This window comes from Tenacibaculum amylolyticum (assembly GCF_964511145.1).
In the GTDB taxonomy this organism is placed as follows: Bacteria; Bacteroidota; Bacteroidia; order Flavobacteriales; family Flavobacteriaceae; genus Polaribacter; species Polaribacter amylolyticum.
Map to the genome: position 1 here is coordinate 28,197 of NZ_CAZEFZ010000065.1, position 20,020 is coordinate 48,216.

Genomic DNA, 20,020 nt, shown 5'->3' on the forward strand with positions numbered 1-20,020 from the left:
ATAATTGAAACCGTTTTTCGTTTATTTGAAGTATATTGAAACCTGAAAAATAACCTCATACTTGAGAACATTTACCAATAATTTATAAATCATGACTGTACAACCGTTTCACTTAGCCATTCCTGTTCTAGATTTAGAAAAATGCAGAATTTTTTATAGAGATATTTTACAATGTGAAGAAGGAAGAAGCGATACACATTGGGTAGATTTCAATTTCTTTGGACATCAATTAGTGATTCACCAAAAAGAAGTTTTTGTTCCTGGTAAAGGAATTACAAATCCAGTAGACGGTCATGATGTTCCTGTACCTCATTTTGGAGTTGTTTTGTCATGGGATGATTGGACGACATTATCAGAAAGGTTAAAAAGTCTAGGTACAAATTTTATCATCGAGCCTACTATTCGTTTTAAAGGTAAAGTTGGCGAACAAGCTACTATGTTCTTTAACGATCCAGAAAACAATGCTCTAGAATTTAAGGCTTTTAAAGACATGAATCAATTATTTGCTAAATAATCAACCTTTGGTTTTACTCGAAAGTCATAAAGTTCCTAAACAAGAAACTCCTATTCGTTTACAAGAATATATTGTTGGAATTTTTAGTAGTATTCCTACAAAATCTGGCATTAAAAAAGCCATTAAAAAAGATTTGGTACATGTAAATGGTCATAAAGCTACTACTGCACTTTTTATTCATGGTGGCGAGTTCATAGAGCTCTATCAACCAGAAGAAAACACTTCTAAAAAACAATTTATTTTTCCTTTAGAAGTTTTATATGAGGATGATTTTTTAGCAATTATTGTAAAACCTGCTGGAATTTTAGTTAGTGGGAATTCTTTTGCCACAATTTACAACGCACTTCCTCAAAATTTACAAAAGAGCACTCAGAAAGATACAGTACCTCCAAAGCCCGTTCATCGTTTAGATTATCCTACAAGTGGACTTCTATTAATAGGAAAAACGAATGCTGCTTTAGTAACGCTTTCAAAATTATTCGAGAAAAAAACGATTCAGAAAACATATCACGCGGTTACCATTGGAAACATGGAGAATTCTGGAATAATTACTTTTCCAGTTGATGATAAACCTTCCGAATCTCGTTATACAGTTCTACAAACAATTCCTTCAGAAAAATATGGTGCTTTAAATCTGGTTGAATTGCATCCAAAAACAGGAAGAAGACACCAACTCAGAAAACACTTACACGCTATTGGGAATCCTATTTTGGGAGATAAAGAATATTATATTGAAGGTTTGGTTTCTTATGGAAATGGATTGTATTTACACGCATCATCATTAACTTTTGTGCATCCTTTTACACAAGAGAAAGTCACTTTTACAAAAGAGTTACCTAAAAAGTTTAGGCGAATTTTCTCTAATTCATAACGTGTTCTAATTTAAATGAATATGATTTATCTATAAATTAAACTTTCTTCATTTATAATAAAGTACTTGAGTTTTTATTTTATCGGAATTATTATCTTTCTTAAATAATCCATTATAAATAATAATATATGAACTCAGTAAAAATTGCTGACTTATTAGAACTTGAAAACTTTAGATTAAGAACTCCAATGTATATTGGCGAAAAGAAAATATCAGCTCTTAATAGTTTTATACATGGTATTTACTATGCTTTTGAGACATACAATGTTGATGAAGCTTATATTTTGAAAGGTTTTGATGATTGGGTTGCTAACTATTATAAATATTCAGAATCAACTCTTGGATGGAAAAATATGATTTTAGAACATTTTAATTATGATGAAGAAAAATCTTTAGAAGAGTTTTTCAATTTATATGATAAGTTCAAAAAGACTTTGTAAAACATTCATAATCCATAATAAGCAACAAACGTCAACCTGAATTTGTTTCAGGTTCACATCTTATACTATTGTTTAATAGCATGATGAGATTCCGAAATATTAAAACATGTTCAGCACAGGTAAATTCGGAATGGCACTAAAATGTACTTATGAGTCAATACGGATATTCAATACTTTTATTTAATTTTTATTTTTCAATTCCCACATCGCTCTTTTCAATCTCTTTACCAATTCATAAATCTCCTCTTCGGTATAACTAGCAAAACCAACACGAATACAATTATGCCCAGTTTGCATACTATCATAACGTGTAAAATCACCTATTTCCACGCTTTGTTTACGAGCTACAACTGCAACTTCTTTCCAAGAATACGATTTCTTTAAATGTAACCAAACAGCCATCCCTCCTTTTGGAACTTCAAACGAAAAGAAGTCATCTAACTCTTCTTGCAAAAAATTACAAAACAAATCTCTTCTTGCTTTATACACTTTCAATACTTTTCTAATATGGCTATCCAATGCTCCAGTATTAATAAAATCAGCAAAAGCTAATTCCAGTAAAGCATCTCCTTGTCGATCTACAATCCTTCTTAGTTTTGCAGCTTCTTCTATAAACGATGGACTTGCGATTAAATATCCTATTCTAAAAACAGGAGCAACCGTTTTACAAATAGAACCTATATAAATTACATTTCCATTCGTATCATGACTTGCTAATGGTAAAATTGGTGCGTGATTATAATTAAAATCATAATCATAATCATCTTCAATAATAGCAAAACCGTACTCTTTTGCTAAATTTAATAAATGAATACGTCTTTCTGCAGATAATGTTACTGTAGTCGGATGATGATGATGTGAAGTAACATATACTGCTCGTATATTCTTTCTTTTACATAATTTTTCTATTTCTGTAATAACTAAACCATCTGCATCTACTCCTACCCGCTCTATTTGTGCATCTGTATATAAAAAAGTTTCATCTGCAGCTATATAATTTGTTTCGCCAACAACTATAACATCTCCTTGTTTTAGAAGTAATTGAGATGCTAAAAAAATTCCATTCTGACTTCCTCTTGTTATTAATAATTGTTTTTTTGTAATATGCAATCCTCTTGTGGTATTCAAATAATTCGTTAATACCGTTCGTAGCTGTTCATTTCCATACGTAGATCCATACGATAAATGTGAATGAATACTCGTTTTACTAGCGAGTCTTCTGTATGTTCTTCCTATTTCTTCAATAGGTGTTAATCGGGTATCAGAAATTCCATCATTTAAATACATAACACCTTCTTTTTGTACAGCATTTTTTCGTTGTAAGGCTTTACTTTTATAAAAATAAAAACCTTCTTTTTCATGAATTGCTATAACTGCTTCTGAATAATCTTCCGGATTTAACTCTGGTAATTTACTATGCACAAAAGTTCCCTTTTTAGGAATACTTTCTACCCAACCTTGCAATGTTAACTCTTCGTAACATGCTACGATCGTTTTTCTATGAACATCTAATAACTCAGCTAAGGTTCTTGTGCCAGGAAGCTTCGTTTTAGTGGGTAGTTTTTGATCTTTTATAAATTGAATAAATTGATTCGATAACTGAATATACAATGCTTGTGACGATTGTCTATCTAACTTAAAAGAAGTTTTATACGGGAACATACTGGACTACTAATTATATTAATTCTGGACACCATTAATAGACCATAAAAATACTATTTTTGAAAAGAAAACAATATTATCATTATGATAAAGCTTGATATTACACCTAACGAGTTTGATGCTTACTATGCTCGATATATTGATAAATTATCTGATAATAGTACGTTACTAGAAAGTTTTACTGAAGGCTTAAAAAATACAATCCATTTTTTTAATACCATTCCTGAAGAAAAACTACACTATAGATATCAACCTGAAAAATGGAATAGTAAAGAAATATTACAACACTTAATTGATACTGAACGTATATTTATGTATCGTTGTTTTAGAATTGCAAGAAGAGACTCAACTCCTTTAACTGGGTTTGATCAAAATATATATGTAGCTCCTTCTAACGCAACTCATAAAAGCTTAACAGCACTTTTGAGTGAATTTGAGTTCAACCGAAAAAACTCTATACAATTACTAAACTCTTTTAGTAAAGAAGATTTAGAGTTTATAGGAAATTCAAATGGCGGTGCCATGTCTGCAAGAGCAGCTGCGTTTGTAATTCCTGGACATGATATTTGGCATCAAGAAATTATACAAGAACGTTATTTATAATTCAGAACAAACCATGAAAAAAACAGTAGGTATATTCATTTTCGACAATGCAGAAGTATTAGACTTTGCAGGACCTTTTGAAGTATTTTCAGTAACATCAGAGCTTAATAATTATGAATTATTTGATGTTTTTACAGTCGCAAAAACTACAGCTCCCATAAAAGCTGTAAATGGTTTATCTGTTAATCCTAAGTTTGACTTTGACAACTGCCCTAAAATAGATATTCTGATTCTAGCTGGTGGAGATGGAACCAATCAAGCAATTAAAGATGAGACAATAATTAAATGGATTGCAAACACGCATAAACAAACTGAAATTACAGCTAGTATTTGTTCTGGAGCTAGATTTTTAGCTAAAATTGGCGTGTTAGACAATAATCCTTACTGTACACATCATCAAGTCTATGACAATTTAAAGGAATTAGCTCCTTCTGGAATTCCAGTAAAAGAAAAACGATTTGTGCAATCGAATGAAAAAACATTCACTTCTGGTGGAATTTCTGCTGGAATAGATTTGTCTTTCCATATTATTAAACAATTACACGGTCAAGAAATTATTGATAAAACGGCTCATTATATGGAGTATGTTATAAATTCACAAATACAATAAAAAAATGCAACCAACAGTTATTTCGCCAACAATGAAACAACATATTGATATTAAAAAAGTAGGTGTAGAAAGTACAGAAGTTTTAGCTATGTTAGGTAGAGTTACTTATACCGAATCTCATGGTATGTATATTGAAAATAAAGAAGATTTATTTATCTATAACAACAAAGCTTTTTCAATAAATAAAATAAAGGAAAGTCTACAAACCCCGAATATTCTTTATCATATTTTATATGTAGACGAGCTTCCTGTAGGGTATACCAAACTTATTTTAAATGAAGACTTTGAAACTTCTCCTTCTGGTAAAAATTGTCGATTAGAACGTATTTATGTCTTAAACGAATTTATTCCTATGAAATTAGGGAAGTTGTTATTAGAAAATGTAATTCAAAGTGCTAAAGAATTAAGTCACGATCATATATGGTTATCTGTATATGTTAAAAATCATAGAGCTATTAACTTCTATAGAAAAAATGATTTTTTAGATATAGGAATGCTCAATTTCCTTGTAAATGGTAAGGACTATGAAAACTATGTGTTATCAAAAAAATTATAATGAATTATGAATCCATTTGAAAAGTCTAAATTAAATCGAGTAAAAAGAGGTCAAAATAGAGCTATTTATGATGAAGAAACTATTTTTAATATCATAGATGCTGGGTTTCTAGCTCATGTAGGTTACATTTACGACGGTTATCCTATTTCTATTCCTATGGCATATACAAGGGAAGAAAATAGTTTGTATTTACATGGTTCTACAGGTAATAGAATGATGCTCTCTATCTTAGAAAGTGGTAAAACTTCTATAAACATAACACATTTAGACGGACTAGTTTTAGCACGTTCCGGCTTGCATCACTCTGTTAATTACAGATCGGTTACTTTATTTGGAAGCGTTAAAAAAGTAATTGATGATGAACGAAAAACAGTGATTTTAGAGAAAACAATTAATCAAATGGTTCCTAACAGATGGGAAACGTTACGAACTATGATACAAGAAGAATTGAATAGAACTTTAATATTACAAATTGATATTGACCATGCTTCAGCAAAAGTAAGAGCCGAAGGTGTAAATGACGAACCTGATGATATCAATTTACCTATTTGGGCAGGAGTTATTCCAGTAAAACAAATTGCTTTAGAACCTGTTCCAGATGAAAATTTAATTGATGGTATTACAACTCCTAAGCACATTACTACTTATTATGAAAAACACCGATAAGTAATTTCAATTTGTAAATGGTATAACTTCAAAATTGATACCTTTGCCCCTTAAAATTCCACTAATGAAGAAATTTTTCAAAGTTTTAGGTATCATATTATTAGCATTAATTACAGTTGCTGTTATTTTCTATTTCAAAAACAATGAACCTTTACCTAAAGGTGAAAAAGGAGAGAAAGCTGAAGCTCTTGCTATTAAAATGATGGGAGCTATACACAAAGAAGCTTATGATAATACAGAACTTTTAGAATGGTCTTTTAGATACCAGAATTTCTATAAATGGTATAAACAAGAAGGCAAAGTTGAAGTTTCTTGGAAGAAAAATAAAGTAATTCTAAATACAAAAGCTCCTGAAAAAAGTGAGATTATTGATAATCCTAAAAATGAAACTCCTAATAAACTAATTGAAAAAGCGACTTTACTATTTAATAACGATAGTTTTTGGCTGGTAGCTCCTTTTAAGGTTTTTGATGATGGTGTAGAAAGAAGGTTGGTTAAACACAACGATAAAGATGCTTTGTTAGTTACTTATGCTTCTGGTGGTTCTACTCCTGGTGATTCTTATTTATGGATTTTAGATGATACTGGTTTTCCTACTGCTTTTAAAATGTGGACTAGTATTATTCCTATTGGCGGCGTAAGTGCTACTTGGGAACAATGGAAAGAAACAAAAGCTGGTATTAAATTACCAACATATCATAAAGTGCCATTATTTGGTTTAGAAATAGATATGGGCGATGTAAAAACTTCAACACCAACTGCAGATGCACTGGCTAACAAAATTCTAAAAGCAATTAAACACGAAGCGTATAAAAAAACGAATCATTTAGAATGGAGTTTTGGCAGACGTCGTTCATACAAATGGAATAAGAAAGATCATATCGCTGAAGTTTCTTGGGATACAACTAAAGTAGTGTTGCACCCAAATGCATTAGAAAAAAGTACGATTTATTTTAATGATAAACTTTCAGACGCTAAAGATAAAGCAATTATTAAAAAAGCTGAAGACTATTTTAATAACGATAGCTTTTGGCTAGTAGCTCCTCATAAACTTTTTGAAAGAGGAATTTTAAGATCTGTACAAAAAGTAGATGGTAAAGATGCTTTATTAGTAAAATATACTACTGGAGGAACAACTCCTGGTGATTCCTATTTATGGATTTTAGATGAAAATTATATTCCTAAGAGTTACAAAATGTATGTACCTAGTATGAAAATGGACGGTGTTCCATCAACATGGCAAGATTGGATTACTACAGAAAGTGGTACGTTACTCCCTACCAACCATATGTTTGGTAAAGATCGTTATTTAAGTATGGGAGACGTAAAAGGATATCATTAAATAAGAGCAAAGATGTCATCCTGAATCTTCCTTGAGAGGTTCCTGAACTGAGTTGAAGGACTCGAAAGGAAAAACGAAGGATCTATATACTTAACAAATATTTTTTTTTTTTTGCGTCATTGCGATTGAGATACCTGAAGGAACTCGAAGGTACGAAAGAAGCAATCCGTTTTTAGATGAATAGATTCCTTCAGTCGCTACCGCTCCATCGGAATGACGTGGCTTTTATTCGATTTCTTTTTATCTAAGTAATAGATTCTTCGCTATCGCTCAGAATGACAAAAAAAGTAAGAATAAAGACTCAAATACAAAATTTCTAAGATGTCATCCTGAATCTTCCTTGAGAGATTCCTGAACTGAGTTGAAGGACTCGAAGGGAAAAACGAAGGATCTTCTATTTTAAAATATTATTCTATTATTCACGTCATTGCGATTGAGATACCTGAAGGAACTCGAAGGTACGAAAGAAGCAATCTGTTTTTAGATAAATAGATTACCTCAGTCGCTACCGCTCCATCGGAATGACGTGGTTTTTAATTTCAATCCCAACCAGGTCCTAATTTTTCATATTCTTCTTCAGCCAAAACATTCCAATCTGAATGTTCTAATGGATTATCATTATTGTTAGCTAATTCAGACCTTTCTAAAAGTTGTTTTAAACGCTCTGGAGTTAAATATGAATACTTTTCTTTTTCTAATTTTAATTTTTCATATCCAATAAAAAGAGCTTTCCAAAATAAATTTTGATTGACTTCTGTAAGACTTCTCAAATCAAGTTCTTTACCTATAAATACTTCATTAGTATCAGGATTTACAAATCCTGTTCCCCATTGATTTCCTCCATTAGGTTTAAATTCCTTTGGAACAATTGTAGCTAACCAATCTGCTAAGTCTTTACCATTGTCTAATTCATATAATTCTCTGATCGCAATTCTGATTATTTCATCATAACCAGTCCATCTTGTTGTAAAACAACTTCTATCTTTTAATATAAAAAATCCATTTGCCATTTTTCTAAATAGTTTATTATATAAACAGTTTTAAAACCAAAATATAAACCCCAAAAAGAACATTCAGAATAAAATAACCGAACATCCAAAATAGTATAAACTCTAAAATTTTAATTAAGTATCTTATTACGGTATATCTGTACAATTTATTTTTATAAAAGCTCAACTTCTCAACAAAATCACTTATTATCTCTCTCATATACAATTTACTTTCTACAAAAGTAGAATTTTATTACAATGTTAAAATAATTATTTAAAAATCCTACATTTGCGACATGCGAGTAGATATTATTACAGTAGAACCTGATTTAATTAAAAGTCCTTTTGAAAACTCTATGATGAAAAGAGCTATAGAAAAAGGATTGGCTGAAGTACATTTTCATAACTTAAGAGAGTTCGGACACGGGAATTATCGCCAAATAGATGATTACCAATTTGGTGGTGGCGCTGGTATGGTATTGATGATTGAACCGATTGCAAAATGTATAGAAGGTTTATTAGCACAACGTACTTATGATGAAATTATTTATATGACGCCAGATGCTCCTACATTAAATCAAGCAACTGCAAATACTTTATCACTCAAAGAAAACATCATCATTCTTACTGGACATTACAAAGGTGTAGATCAACGTGTACGCGATAAATATATTACCAAAGAAATTTCTATTGGCGATTATGTTTTAACAGGTGGAGAATTGGCTGCTGCTGTATTATGCGATGCTGTAATTCGATTAATCCCTGGAGTGTTAGGAGATGAAACTTCTGCTCTAACCGATTCTTTTCAAGATAATTTATTATCGCCTCCAGTATATACAAGACCTTCAGAATATGAAGGAATGAAGGTTCCTGAAGTGTTACTTTCTGGAAACTTTCCTAAAATTGAAGAATGGCGTTCTGAAAAAGCTTATGAGCGCACCAAAGAAATAAGACCAGACTTGCTAGATGAATAAAATATCAGAACTCATAAATAAGTATCCTGCTTTAAGTATTGTTTTTGCATTTCAAGCTTTTCGCTTTATACTTCTCCCATTTATGGGACTCATGCCTCAAGATGCTTATTATCATTTCTATGGCGAAAATTTTTCTTGGTGTTATTTCGATCACCCAGGAATGATTGGCTATCTATTACGCATATTTACACTAGTTTTTGGGAAAACTGTTTTTGTTATAAAACTTGCTGATTTTGTAATTACATCGCTAACCTTATTAAGTTTTTACAAATTAGCTGCATGTTTTTTATCTGCAAAAAGATTAAACAGTGCTATTCTGTTAATAACATCTACTTTTTTCATATCTATTTTATCATTTAACTCTACCCCAGATGTACCTTTATTGTTATTCTGGACATTAAATGTACTTTTTCTGTACAGAGCTATTTTTGAAAGAAAAAATAGTTATTGGATATATGCAGGAATCACTATGGGATTAGCTTTTGACAGTAAGTATACAGGTTTATTGCTACAAATAGGATTGATCGCTTTTGTATTATTTTCAAATCAATATAGAAAATTACTGCGTTCACCATGGTTTTATCTATCACTAGTTATTTCTGTTCTTATAACTATTCCTGTTTGGTATTGGAATTATCAAAATGAATTTGCTTCTTTCTTATTTCAATCATCAGGAAGAACTGGTAGCATTTCTAAATTTAAATTCAATCCAAAGTATTTCTTTGGTGCCTTAGGACACCAATCATTATTGTTGCTTCCAATTTTATTTTGGGTATTCATTGTATTTACATTCAAATACGTAAAGCGATTTGTTATTAAATTCAAATTACCAAAAAGTAAAACATTGTTTTTACTTGCCTTTTTTATTCCAACTTTTTTGGGCTTCTTCTTATTAACTCCTATTTATTGGGTAAAATTAAATTGGATGATGCCTTCTTACATCACTGGAATTATATTGGCTAGTTATTTTATTTCAAAAAAACTAGTTCGTTATCAAATCATAACTTCAATCATAATTCATTTGTTAGTAAGTATACAAGTTATATTTTATGTGGTTCCTATTAAAAGTGACGATACTTGGGTTGGATGGAAAGAATTAGCTACGGAAATTGAAGAACTTCAAAAAGAGCATCCTAATTCTTTTGTTTTTTCTAACGATAACTATAAAACATCTGCTGCATTAAACTTTTTTATGGATGAAAAAGTATATGCTCAAAACATTATAGGGTTGCCTGCTTTACATTTCGATTATTTAAATGACGATTTAGAAGTCTTAAATGGAAAATCTGCATTCTTTATAGATTCTGATAAGCGTTTTAAAAACGAAAATAAGAATGGTAGTATACTCCCTGAAATGCAAACCTACTTTGAAAAATGCACAGAGTTATCTCCTATCATTATTTCAATAAATGGCAAAAAAGTTAGAAAATTCTGGGTGTATTATTGTGAAAACTATCACGCTAAATCTAAACCTTAGACAGTTTATATAAGAATACATATTTCACAATGATTCCGTTACGTGTAATTGGTACTGTTGTTATTTTAGAAATAATAGGATATTCTTTTCCAAATAATAACTCTGGAGATTGATAATTTCTACTATCTGTTATATACAACACAGTATCTTTTAACGATGGCTTTTCATTGTTAATCCAATAATATTTATGAATATCATTTAATTCCCCTACTCCATATACATTCATCTGATTGGGTCTAGCAATATAATAATCAATATGTGCAGCAGGATACCAACGATTGGAAATAATTGGTGTATTTAAAAGATCATTTTCTATAAAAGCTTTAGTCAATTTTTCTGACGCCTGTTTCCAACCATACATATCCATTAAAGCATCTTTTCTTCCTAATTTTTCTTTTTCACTTGAATAGTTTTCAGGCAAAAATACACCTTTATTAATTACTAAAACTGCTAGTAATAATAACGTCCAAAAACTAATAACTCCAATAGATAGTCCTTTCATAATTCGTTTGCTTTCTGAAAGAAAAACTGCTAATAATGGTAATAATGTTAGGTACGAAATTCCTGACCAATGCGGTAAAGTATCTCTAGAGATCGATAAATAAATAGTAGTTGTAATTAATGGAATACTACAACAAATAAAAAAGAACACTCGTTTTTTATCCAATAGAAACTTTTTCTTTCTAAAAGCAATAAACATCAGAACAATCATAACAACTATGTATGGATTATTATACAAAAACTGTCCTAAAACTTCTCTTAAAAAAGAATTCTTATTAAAATGAAAACTAAGAAATGATACTCTATTTCCATGAAATTTATAGCTAATAAAATCATTCTGATAATTCCAATAAAAAATAAGCGCAATTGCTAATAAAGGAAATATGAAACCTATATAAAATAATAGTTTCTTTAGCCATTCTCTATTCCATAAAACCACAAATAATACGATTCCGAATAACAAATAAATAGCTTGATACTTTGAATATACCGCCAATCCTGCAAATAGAAACGCTAACAATAACTTTGTGTATAGACTCTTTTGTGGAACTTCTGGAATTACTTGGATAAAATAATAGAAACTCAACAACCAGAATAATACCAATGGAGCATCAGGCAAAATAAAAGTTCCGGCAATAATGAATCCATAAATATGAATATTGTAAAGTAAAACTGCTACTAGTCCTGTTTTTTCATTTTTAAGATAATTTGCAATTAAAAAAATTAAGTACATTGAAATACTTGTAGGAATAATTGCTGCCATACGAATAGCCAATTCAGTATCGAAATATAAATTCCCAGTAAAAAACTGAATAAAAAAACCAACAATTGGAGGATGATCAAAATGACTTATGGCAGGATATTTTGCGTACAACCAATAATACACTTCATCATTACCAAATTCTAGACTTCCTGCTAAAAACAATCGTAATAAAGCACTTATACCTATAATAAGGAATGAAATTTGAGTATATGATAATTTCATTAGCTAAAACTCTTTCCTTTAGGAAACACCAAGTTTACACTTATAAAAGCAATTAAAATTCCTAAAATTGATCCTACAAAAATATCTCCCCAAAAATGTTGCGAAAGATATACTCTAGAAATTCCTGCAATAAGAGCCAATCCAATCCATAAATATTGAGAAACACACTTTTTAAAATACAAACACAAAATTGTAAAAATTGCAAATGCCGTTATCGTATGTCCCGATGGAAATGTATTCCAAAATGCCATTTTTACTCCTTCTACTAAATGCAAACTTTCTTCTCCAAGAGCTGCGGCCGGCCTTGGCATGCCGCTAAAAATTATTTTTTTGAAAATATAAGTTATGAGTAACGTTAAAATTCCACTAATTGCAAAAACTAAAGCCATTTTTCTTTTTACAAAAAGAAAGATTAATGTTAGTACTCCAAACATTACTCCATCTCCTAGAAAAGTTGTGTATTTAAAAAAAGAATCTAAAAAAGAAAAATGAAATTTATTAATCTCAAGATGCAACGTAAGCTTATTAAACGCACTTACCATAAATAATGAACCTAAAAAAAATAGTCCATAAATTATAAATACCTCTTTTCTTATAGATAAGAATACATTAGAGAAAATTGATTGTTGTTTTTTAAAACTACCATCAGAAGTAATAACTTTATTATAGCTCATACCATTAAAATAATTCTACTTTTATATTAAAATTTTAGATAAAAGTATAAAGCACAACTAAGCCATTCTTTTCCAATAAGTCTCATTATATTTTTTAGGAGTTATTACACAAAATAGGACTCTTTTTTATATAATTTAGGACTTATTAGTATCGTTAATTCAATTCATCTCATCTTAATTATTTGTAAAAACTACAATGCTATAATAATTAAAAAGACTACTACACTTTATACAGTATAAAGCTATTTTTTACACGTTTTTAAAATATTACTTGAATTTTAAGTAATTTTAAAATTCTAAGCCGTAATTAACTCTTAAACAACGTTATCTTAAAAAGAGATTATAAAAAAGGTAACTAAAAAATAATTAGCTATTTAGGTTTTAAATTCAGAAAAAAAACATATTTTTGCAGCCACAAAATCAACCTCTGACGAGAATCGTGAATGTTGTTTTGTTAAAAATCATAAGATTTTCAATAATGGATTTAATTAAATTTGTTCAAGACGAATTCGTAACTAAAAACGATTTACCAGAATTCGCAGCAGGTGATACAATTACTGTATACTACGAAATTAAAGAAGGTAACAAAACTCGTACTCAGTTCTTTAGAGGAGTTGTTATTCAAAGAAGAGGAAACGGATCTTCTGAAACATTTACAATCAGAAAAATGTCAGGTACTGTAGGTGTAGAGCGTATTTTCCCAATTAATTTACCATCTATTCAAAAGATTGAAATTAACAAAAGAGGTAAAGTACGTAGAGCTAGAATCTTCTACTTTAGAGGACTTACAGGTAAGAAAGCAAGAATTAAAGAGAGAAGAAACTAATTTTTGCCTTATAAAAAATAAAAAAGCGATGTTAAAAACATCGCTTTTTTTATGGAATAAAATATAATTTTTAAAACTCTTCAATAAAACTGATAGTATAATAAAAATTTAATATTTAAAAAACCATTTGTAATACTTAAATTTGCACCACTTCAAACAAAATAACTAGAAAATATATGAGCACAACTGCACAAATCATGTATACAAAAACAGATGAGGCTCCAGCACTTGCTACTCGTTCGTTTTTGCCAATTGTAAAAGCATATACCAAATCATCTAATATAGAAATCATTACTAAAGATATTTCTTTAGCAGGAAGAATTTTAGCAAACTTTTCAGACTATTTAAAAGAAGACCAACGCGTAGAAGATGCGTTAGCTTTTTTAGGTGAACTTGCTACAAAACCAGAAGCAAACATTATTAAGTTACCTAATATTAGTGCTTCTGTTCCTCAATTAAAAGCTGCTGTTAAAGAATTACAGGCTTTAGGTTACGCTTTACCAGATTATCCTGAAGAGCCAGAAACAGATGAAGATAAAGCAGTTTTAGCTCGTTATAATAAAGTAAAAGGATCTGCAGTAAATCCTGTTTTACGTGAAGGGAACTCAGATCGTCGTGCTCCTAAAGCAGTTAAAAATTATGCTAAAAAGAATCCTCATAGAATGGGAGCTTGGAGTTCAGACTCTAAAACACATGTTGCTACCATGTCTGAAGGAGACTTTGCACACAATGAAAAATCGGTTACAATACCAAATGCAACAAGTGTAAACATTATACACACAGATGCAAATGGAAACGCAACTACATTGAAAGAAGGAATTGCTTTATTAACAGGAGAAATTATTGATGCTTCTGTAATGAGTAAAAAAGCATTATTAACATTCTTAGAAGAGCAAGTTAAAGATGCTAAAGAAAAAGATATTTTATTCTCGCTTCATATGAAAGCGACAATGATGAAAGTTTCAGATCCAATTATTTTTGGACATGCGGTACGAGTTTTCTTCAAAGATTTATTTGAAAAACATGGACAAACATTTGAAGAAATTGGTGTTGATGTAAACAATGGTTTTGGAAACTTATTAAGCAACTTAGAAGAGTTATCTGCTGAAAAGAAAGCTGAAATCTTAGCAGATATTCAAACAATATATGATAACAATCCTGATATTGCAATGGTAGATTCTGATAAAGGAATTACCAACTTACATGTACCTTCAGATATTATCATCGATGCTTCTGTTCCTGCAATGATCCGTACATCTGGACAAATGTGGAATAAAGAAGGAAAACAACAAGATACTAAAGTAACTATTCCAGATAGTTCTTATGCTTCGTTATACCAAGCTACTATTGACTTCTGTATAACTAATGGTGCATTCGATCCAACTACAATGGGAACAGTTCCTAATGTAGGTTTAATGGCTAAAAAAGCAGAAGAGTACGGTTCTCACGATAAAACTTTTGAAATTGCTGCTAACGGAACAGTTACTGTAGTAGATAGCGAAGGAAATACGTTAATTGAACATGCTGTTGAAAAAGGAGATATCTGGAGAATGTGCCAAACAAAAGATGCACCTGTACAAGATTGGGTAAAACTTGCTGTTACACGTGCTAAAGCAACGCAAACTCCTGCTATATTCTGGTTAGATAAAAATAGAGCGCACGATGCTGAATTAATTAAAAAAGTAGAAGCGTATTTACCAAATCATGATACTGATGGTTTAGAAATTTTAATTAAATCAGTACCAGAGGCAACTCAATATACTTTAGAAAGAGTAAAAGAAGGAAAAGATACAATTTCTGTTACTGGAAATGTATTACGTGATTACTTAACAGACTTATTCCCTATTCTTGAATTAGGAACATCTGCAAAAATGTTATCAATTGTTCCTTTAATGAATGGTGGTGGTTTATTTGAAACTGGTGCAGGAGGTTCTGCTCCAAAACACGTACAACAATTCGTAGAAGAAAACCACTTACGTTGGGATTCTTTAGGAGAATTCTTAGCTTTAGCTGTTTCTTTAGAGCATTTAGGAGAAAACAACAAAAATGAAAAAGCATTAGTTTTAGCTGAGTGTTTAGATAATGCTATTGAAAAGTTATTAGATAACAAAAAATCTCCATCAAGAAAAGCTGGTGAATTAGACAACAGAGGTAGTCATTTTTATTTAGCAATGTACTGGGCACAAGAATTAGCTAATCAAACTAAAAATGAAGAGTTAAAGAATCAGTTTGCATCTGTAGCAGAAACTATGGCTGCAAATGAAAGTAAAATAGTAGAAGAGCTAAATGAAGTTCAAGGTAAAGCTATTGAAATTGATGGTTACTACATTCCAAATGATGAATTAGCAGATGGATATATGAGACCAAATACAACATTAAATACTATTTTAGCTGAAGTATAAAATTTTAAATTATAATAACAAAAAAGCCGGTTAAACCGGCTTTTTTTATTTTGTCATTGTAACTACTCGTTGTGGTAACGGTGCTTCATAACCAGCATTTACCAATGCTTCTACTATTTTTTGACGTGTATCCCAATATACATCCCAGTAATGATCACAATCTACATATGGCAACGCTAGTAACTCTATATTATTTACACCTAAATTATTTACAGCAACTCTTGGCTCCTTCCCTATTTCTTTCAATACATTAGCATCTTTCACCAATACATTCAAAACAATCTCTTTTGCTTTCTCAATATCTGCTCCATATCTAATCGAAAAAGGCATATCTACTCTTAAATTACCTATAGCTGTTAAATTGGTTATTTTGTTTGAAGTAATCGCAGAATTCGGAATAATTTCAGTTTCATTCTGAAAAGTTTCAATAACCGTAACAAAAACAGAAATCTCTTTTACAAAACCAAAGGCATTATTTGTTTTTATTAAGTCTCCAACTTTAAAAGGTCTAAAAATCAACAACATTATCCCTGAAGCTAAATGACCTAACGAACCATTGAATGCAGCCCCAATAGCTACTCCTACACCAGCTATTAAAGCTGCAAAAGAAGCTGTCGGAACTCCTACAATTCCTGCTATAGAAATAATTAATAATGCTTTCAAAGCAAAGCCAATTAATGTAACTAAAAAAGGACGTAAAGTAGTATCTATATGTTTAGTTTCAAAGGCTCTCGAAATCCCCTTCATCACTATTCTTATAATCCAAAGTCCAATAATTAATGCTGCAAAAGCACCTAATAATTTTAGTCCCCAATCTCCTACTCCAGCGGCAATAGAATTATAAAAATTTGATACTGATTTTGTAACTGTTTCCATCTATTTTTTTATGATTTAATTTACTTATTAGACACTAATTAATTTACGAGGTCACTTCCGTAATAAGTTGTAAATTTGAAGCATGAATTTTATTAAAACTACGGAACAAGATTCTCATTATAATGATCTTGAAACAATGGATCTTAAGCAATTGTTAACTAACATTAATAATGAAGATAAAACTGTTCCTCTTGCTGTAGAGAAAGCCATCCCAAATATTGAATCCTTAACATCAATTGTTATACAAAAATTAAAAAATGGTGGAAGACTTTTCTATATAGGTGCAGGTACTAGTGGACGTTTAGGTATCGTAGATGCTTCTGAATGCCCTCCTACTTTTGGCGTTTCTCATGATCTTGTAGTCGGATTGATTGCTGGAGGTGATTCAGCTATCAGAAAAGCGGTTGAATTTGCAGAAGATTCTAAAGAACAAGGTTGGGAAGATTTAAAGAAACATGCTGTTTCAGAGAAAGATGTTGTTATCGGAATTGCTGCTTCAGGTACTACTCCATATGTAATTCATGCACTAGAAAAATGTAATGAAAATAATATTGCTACTGGGTGTATAACATGTAACGAAGGAAGTCCACTTGCATTAACAGCTAAATATCCTGTCGCTGTTGTTGTTGGCCCTGAATTTGTAACAGGTAGTTCTAGAATGAAAGCAGGTACAGCCCAAAAATTAGTATTGAATATGATTTCTACAACAACCATGATTCAGCTTGGTAAAGTAAAAGGGAATAAAATGGTCGATATGCAGCTATCTAACAAAAAATTAGTAAAAAGAGGTGAAGACATGTTAGTTTCAGAGTTAAACATAGACCAAGATACAGCAAGAGTCTTATTAAAAAAATACGGTGGAGTACGAGAAGTTATAAATAATTATAATAAAAATAAGCATGAGTAAATCTTATGAAAAGACAGTAAAGAAGTTTTTAATACTACTACTGCTATTAATAGTTTCCCCTCTAATCTTAAGTTTAGCTTTTAAAGCTCAAAGAATATATACTACATATCCTGAAACTATTATTTTTTATATTTTATTAGCTTTAGGGATTTTATTAATTTTGTACACGGTATATTTTGGTTTTAAGACGTTTCAGTCTTTTTTAAACATTCTATTTAACAAATAGTATTGGTAAGTAAGTCTTCAATAGAAAAATTAACAAACTGGGAGTATTGGCCGTCGTCAATGTTTTATATCCCAAATCTTCCTTACGCTTTTTATTTAGCGATTAGGGCAAAACACTTCGCCTTTTTTAGCGCTGCTAACCCAGCTATAAAAAGCTCTGGAAATGGAACAGAGAGTAAATACAAAACAATTCAGTTAGTCCCAGAAAAATATAGACCAAAATCTATACTTGTAAAACCTACAAATACTTTTTCTGAAATAATTACGCTAATTGATCATGAAAAAATTACATATCCTTTAATAGCTAAACCCGATATCGGATTTAGAGGGTTATTAGTAAAAAAAATAAACTCAAAAGAAGAATTAGAGGTTTACATAAAAAGTTACCCTATAGATATAATTATTCAAGAATTTCTTGATTATGAAAATGAATGTGGAATATTCTATCATAGAAACCCAAATGAAGAAAAAGGAGTGATTACTTCTATTACTCTAAAAAAATTCATTTCGGTAATTGGAGATGGAAAATCGACTATAAAAGAATTAATTCTAAAAGATGTTAGAGCTAAACTATATGTCGATTTATTCGAAGATATCCACAAAGAAAATATATACGAGGTCCCTCCTGTAAATAAAGAAATTAAACTTACAGCTATTGGTAATCATTCCAAAGGCACTCAGTTTATTAACGGAAATCACCTAATAAGTGAAAAGCTAAAAAACACATTCGATCGCTTAAATCATTCTATTGATGGCTGGTATTATGGAAGAGTTGATATTAAATACAATTCTTTCGAAGAGCTTGAAAATGGAATCGATTTTAAAGTTTTAGAGATCAATGGAATTATAGCTGAGCCGACTCATATTTACGACTCAAAAAATTTTACGTATTTTAAAGCGTTGAAAACTATAAGAAAACATTGGAAGTACCTATTTAATATTTCAATTACTAATCATGAAACGAAAAAAATTCCCTACAAAAGTCTGTTACAATTCATCAATGAAATCTTTTTATTACGAAAATACATCTCGTCTATAAAGAAATTCCATTAAAAGTCTCAAATTAACATTTTACCGATAAAAAACATCCAGTAACGGAAAATGTGACCTAATATATTTCACAGTGTCTTAAATTTAGGCGTCAACGCCTATCAAAAATGAACGTAAGCAATTTGATTATGAAAAAAATTTACTCATTATTAATCTTATTAATCGGATTTACTTCCTTTGCCCAAGTAAAAGTTGGTGATAATCCTAATGTAATAGATGTTAACTCTTTATTAGAACTGGAAAGTTCAGATAAGGTTTTCGTTATTACGAGAGTTTCTAATCTCCAAATGAATGCAATTACACCTCTTGAAGGAGGATTAGTTTATAATACTGATCAACAATGTGTTTTTCAATATAATGGAATTGCTTGGGTTAGTTTGTGTAATAATTCTGCTACTGGCGACCAACAATTAAGTTTTAATGTCGCTACTAATGAGCTTACGCTCCAAAACGGTGGTACCGTAAATTTATCCTCTTTAATTGATGATGCTGACAGCGATCCAACAAATGAAATTCAAGACTTACAATTAACAGGTAATATATTAACCATTACAAATAATGGTTCGGCTACCTCTATAGACTTATCTGCCTATTTAGATAATACAGATAATCAAAATATAGATGTTTTTAATTTCGATAACGCAACCAATCAATTATCAATAGGAATACAAAACGGTAATAATTTAACTGTAGATTTATCTGGTCTTGTAGCAGATGGAACCGAGACTATTGTTAATGCTGGAACAAATGTAACCGTTACTGGGAACGGTTCGGCAGCAACTCCATATGTAATTAACTCTACTGATACAGATAACCAGAACTTAACACTTTCTGGAAATACTCTTACTCTTGGTAATGGTACAGGAGCTG

The 20,020-nt window shown here is 30.5% G+C and carries 20 protein-coding genes and 1 pseudogene; 16 read left to right on the plus strand and 5 right to left on the minus strand.

From position 1 onward, the window contains the following. Positions 1–91: 91 nt before the first annotated feature. From ACKTTC_RS15155 to ACKTTC_RS15165, 3 genes are all read left to right on the plus strand, one after another. Positions 92–514: a VOC family protein gene (locus ACKTTC_RS15155; RefSeq protein WP_408040693.1), complete on the plus strand. Its 423-nt coding sequence runs from the start codon at positions 92–94 to the stop codon at positions 512–514. A gap of 7 nt (positions 515–521) precedes the next feature. Next, positions 522–1,385, plus strand: coding sequence for an RluA family pseudouridine synthase (locus tag ACKTTC_RS15160; RefSeq protein WP_408040694.1), 864 nt, complete (start codon positions 522–524; stop codon positions 1,383–1,385). A 128-nt stretch (positions 1,386–1,513) separates the two neighbouring features. Beyond that, positions 1,514–1,825 (plus strand): hypothetical protein, encoded by a 312-nt coding sequence (locus tag ACKTTC_RS15165; RefSeq protein ID WP_408040695.1) that lies wholly within the window; start codon positions 1,514–1,516, stop codon positions 1,823–1,825. Positions 1,826–2,005: 180 nt separating this feature from the next. Here ACKTTC_RS15165 and pdxR read toward each other — a convergent pair whose 3' ends face one another. Further along, positions 2,006–3,487 (minus strand): MocR-like pyridoxine biosynthesis transcription factor PdxR, encoded by a 1,482-nt coding sequence (gene pdxR, locus ACKTTC_RS15170; protein WP_408040696.1) that lies wholly within the window; start codon positions 3,485–3,487, stop codon positions 2,006–2,008. 84 nt (positions 3,488–3,571) lie between these two features. Between pdxR and ACKTTC_RS15175 the strand changes: the two genes are divergently transcribed. The 5 genes from ACKTTC_RS15175 (at position 3,572) to ACKTTC_RS15195 (ending at position 7,264) form a co-directional block, all read left to right on the plus strand. After that, positions 3,572–4,090, plus strand: coding sequence for a DinB family protein (locus ACKTTC_RS15175; RefSeq protein ID WP_408040697.1), 519 nt, complete (start codon positions 3,572–3,574; stop codon positions 4,088–4,090). 13 nt (positions 4,091–4,103) lie between these two features. Continuing rightward, the gene (locus tag ACKTTC_RS15180) at positions 4,104–4,700 is read left to right on the plus strand and encodes a DJ-1/PfpI family protein (RefSeq protein WP_408040698.1); all 597 of its coding nucleotides are present in this window, start codon (positions 4,104–4,106) and stop codon (positions 4,698–4,700) included. Between the two features lie 4 nt (positions 4,701–4,704). After that, positions 4,705–5,256 carry a GNAT family N-acetyltransferase gene (locus ACKTTC_RS15185; RefSeq protein WP_408040699.1) on the plus strand — a complete coding sequence of 184 codons (552 nt, stop codon included), beginning with the start codon at positions 4,705–4,707 and terminating at the stop codon, positions 5,254–5,256. 6 nt (positions 5,257–5,262) lie between these two features. Next, positions 5,263–5,922 (plus strand): pyridoxamine 5'-phosphate oxidase family protein, encoded by a 660-nt coding sequence (locus tag ACKTTC_RS15190; RefSeq protein WP_408040700.1) that lies wholly within the window; start codon positions 5,263–5,265, stop codon positions 5,920–5,922. Between the two features lie 64 nt (positions 5,923–5,986). Then, positions 5,987–7,264, plus strand: coding sequence for a hypothetical protein (locus ACKTTC_RS15195; RefSeq protein ID WP_408040701.1), 1,278 nt, complete (start codon positions 5,987–5,989; stop codon positions 7,262–7,264). 539 nt (positions 7,265–7,803) lie between these two features. Here the strand turns inward: ACKTTC_RS15195 and ACKTTC_RS15200 are convergent. Continuing rightward, positions 7,804–8,274 (minus strand): hypothetical protein, encoded by a 471-nt coding sequence (locus ACKTTC_RS15200; RefSeq protein ID WP_408040702.1) that lies wholly within the window; start codon positions 8,272–8,274, stop codon positions 7,804–7,806. 275 nt (positions 8,275–8,549) lie between these two features. On the opposite strand from ACKTTC_RS15200, the gene trmD reads away from it, so the two are divergent. Continuing rightward, positions 8,550–9,227, plus strand: coding sequence for a tRNA (guanosine(37)-N1)-methyltransferase TrmD (gene trmD / locus ACKTTC_RS15205; RefSeq protein WP_408040703.1), 678 nt, complete (start codon positions 8,550–8,552; stop codon positions 9,225–9,227). Continuing rightward, entirely contained in the window at positions 9,220–10,704 is a 1,485-nt protein-coding gene (locus tag ACKTTC_RS15210; RefSeq protein ID WP_408040704.1) for a glycosyltransferase family 39 protein, read from the plus strand. The genes trmD and ACKTTC_RS15210 overlap by 8 nt, the downstream gene beginning before the upstream one ends. Here the strand turns inward: ACKTTC_RS15210 and ACKTTC_RS15215 are convergent. Then, positions 10,694–12,190 carry an ArnT family glycosyltransferase gene (locus tag ACKTTC_RS15215; RefSeq protein WP_408040705.1) on the minus strand — a complete coding sequence of 499 codons (1,497 nt, stop codon included), beginning with the start codon at positions 12,188–12,190 and terminating at the stop codon, positions 10,694–10,696. The two genes, ACKTTC_RS15210 and ACKTTC_RS15215, sit on opposite strands and share 11 nt — an antisense overlap. Further along, positions 12,190–12,864 (minus strand): phosphatase PAP2 family protein, encoded by a 675-nt coding sequence (locus tag ACKTTC_RS15220; RefSeq protein WP_408040706.1) that lies wholly within the window; start codon positions 12,862–12,864, stop codon positions 12,190–12,192. The genes ACKTTC_RS15215 and ACKTTC_RS15220 overlap by 1 nt, the downstream gene beginning before the upstream one ends. Positions 12,865–13,339: 475 nt before the next feature. Here ACKTTC_RS15220 and rplS point away from each other — a divergent pair, with 475 nt between their 5' ends. Together rplS and ACKTTC_RS15230 are read left to right on the plus strand one after the other, a co-directional pair. Beyond that, entirely contained in the window at positions 13,340–13,690 is a 351-nt protein-coding gene (rplS, locus tag ACKTTC_RS15225) for a 50S ribosomal protein L19 (protein ID WP_408040712.1), read from the plus strand. Between the two features lie 176 nt (positions 13,691–13,866). Further along, positions 13,867–16,092, plus strand: coding sequence for an NADP-dependent isocitrate dehydrogenase (locus tag ACKTTC_RS15230; RefSeq protein WP_408040707.1), 2,226 nt, complete (start codon positions 13,867–13,869; stop codon positions 16,090–16,092). A 45-nt stretch (positions 16,093–16,137) separates the two neighbouring features. On the opposite strand, the gene ACKTTC_RS15235 is transcribed toward ACKTTC_RS15230, so the two are convergent. Continuing rightward, positions 16,138–16,968 (minus strand): mechanosensitive ion channel family protein, encoded by an 831-nt coding sequence (locus ACKTTC_RS15235; protein WP_408040708.1) that lies wholly within the window; start codon positions 16,966–16,968, stop codon positions 16,138–16,140. 82 nt (positions 16,969–17,050) lie between these two features. On the opposite strand from ACKTTC_RS15235, the gene murQ reads away from it, so the two are divergent. From murQ to ACKTTC_RS15255, 4 genes and pseudogenes are all read left to right on the plus strand, one after another. Continuing rightward, positions 17,051–17,875: an N-acetylmuramic acid 6-phosphate etherase gene (murQ, locus tag ACKTTC_RS15240; RefSeq protein ID WP_408040709.1), complete on the plus strand. Its 825-nt coding sequence runs from the start codon at positions 17,051–17,053 to the stop codon at positions 17,873–17,875. Continuing rightward, the gene (locus ACKTTC_RS15245; RefSeq protein ID WP_408040710.1) at positions 17,868–18,101 is read left to right on the plus strand and encodes a DUF6095 family protein; all 234 of its coding nucleotides are present in this window, start codon (positions 17,868–17,870) and stop codon (positions 18,099–18,101) included. The genes murQ and ACKTTC_RS15245 overlap by 8 nt, the downstream gene beginning before the upstream one ends. 2 nt (positions 18,102–18,103) lie before the next feature. After that, entirely contained in the window at positions 18,104–19,153 is a 1,050-nt protein-coding gene (locus ACKTTC_RS15250; RefSeq protein ID WP_408040711.1) for an ATP-grasp domain-containing protein, read from the plus strand. Positions 19,154–19,278: 125 nt separating this feature from the next. After that, positions 19,279–20,020 (plus strand): annotated as a pseudogene (locus ACKTTC_RS15255) (hypothetical protein); the annotation flags it as partial.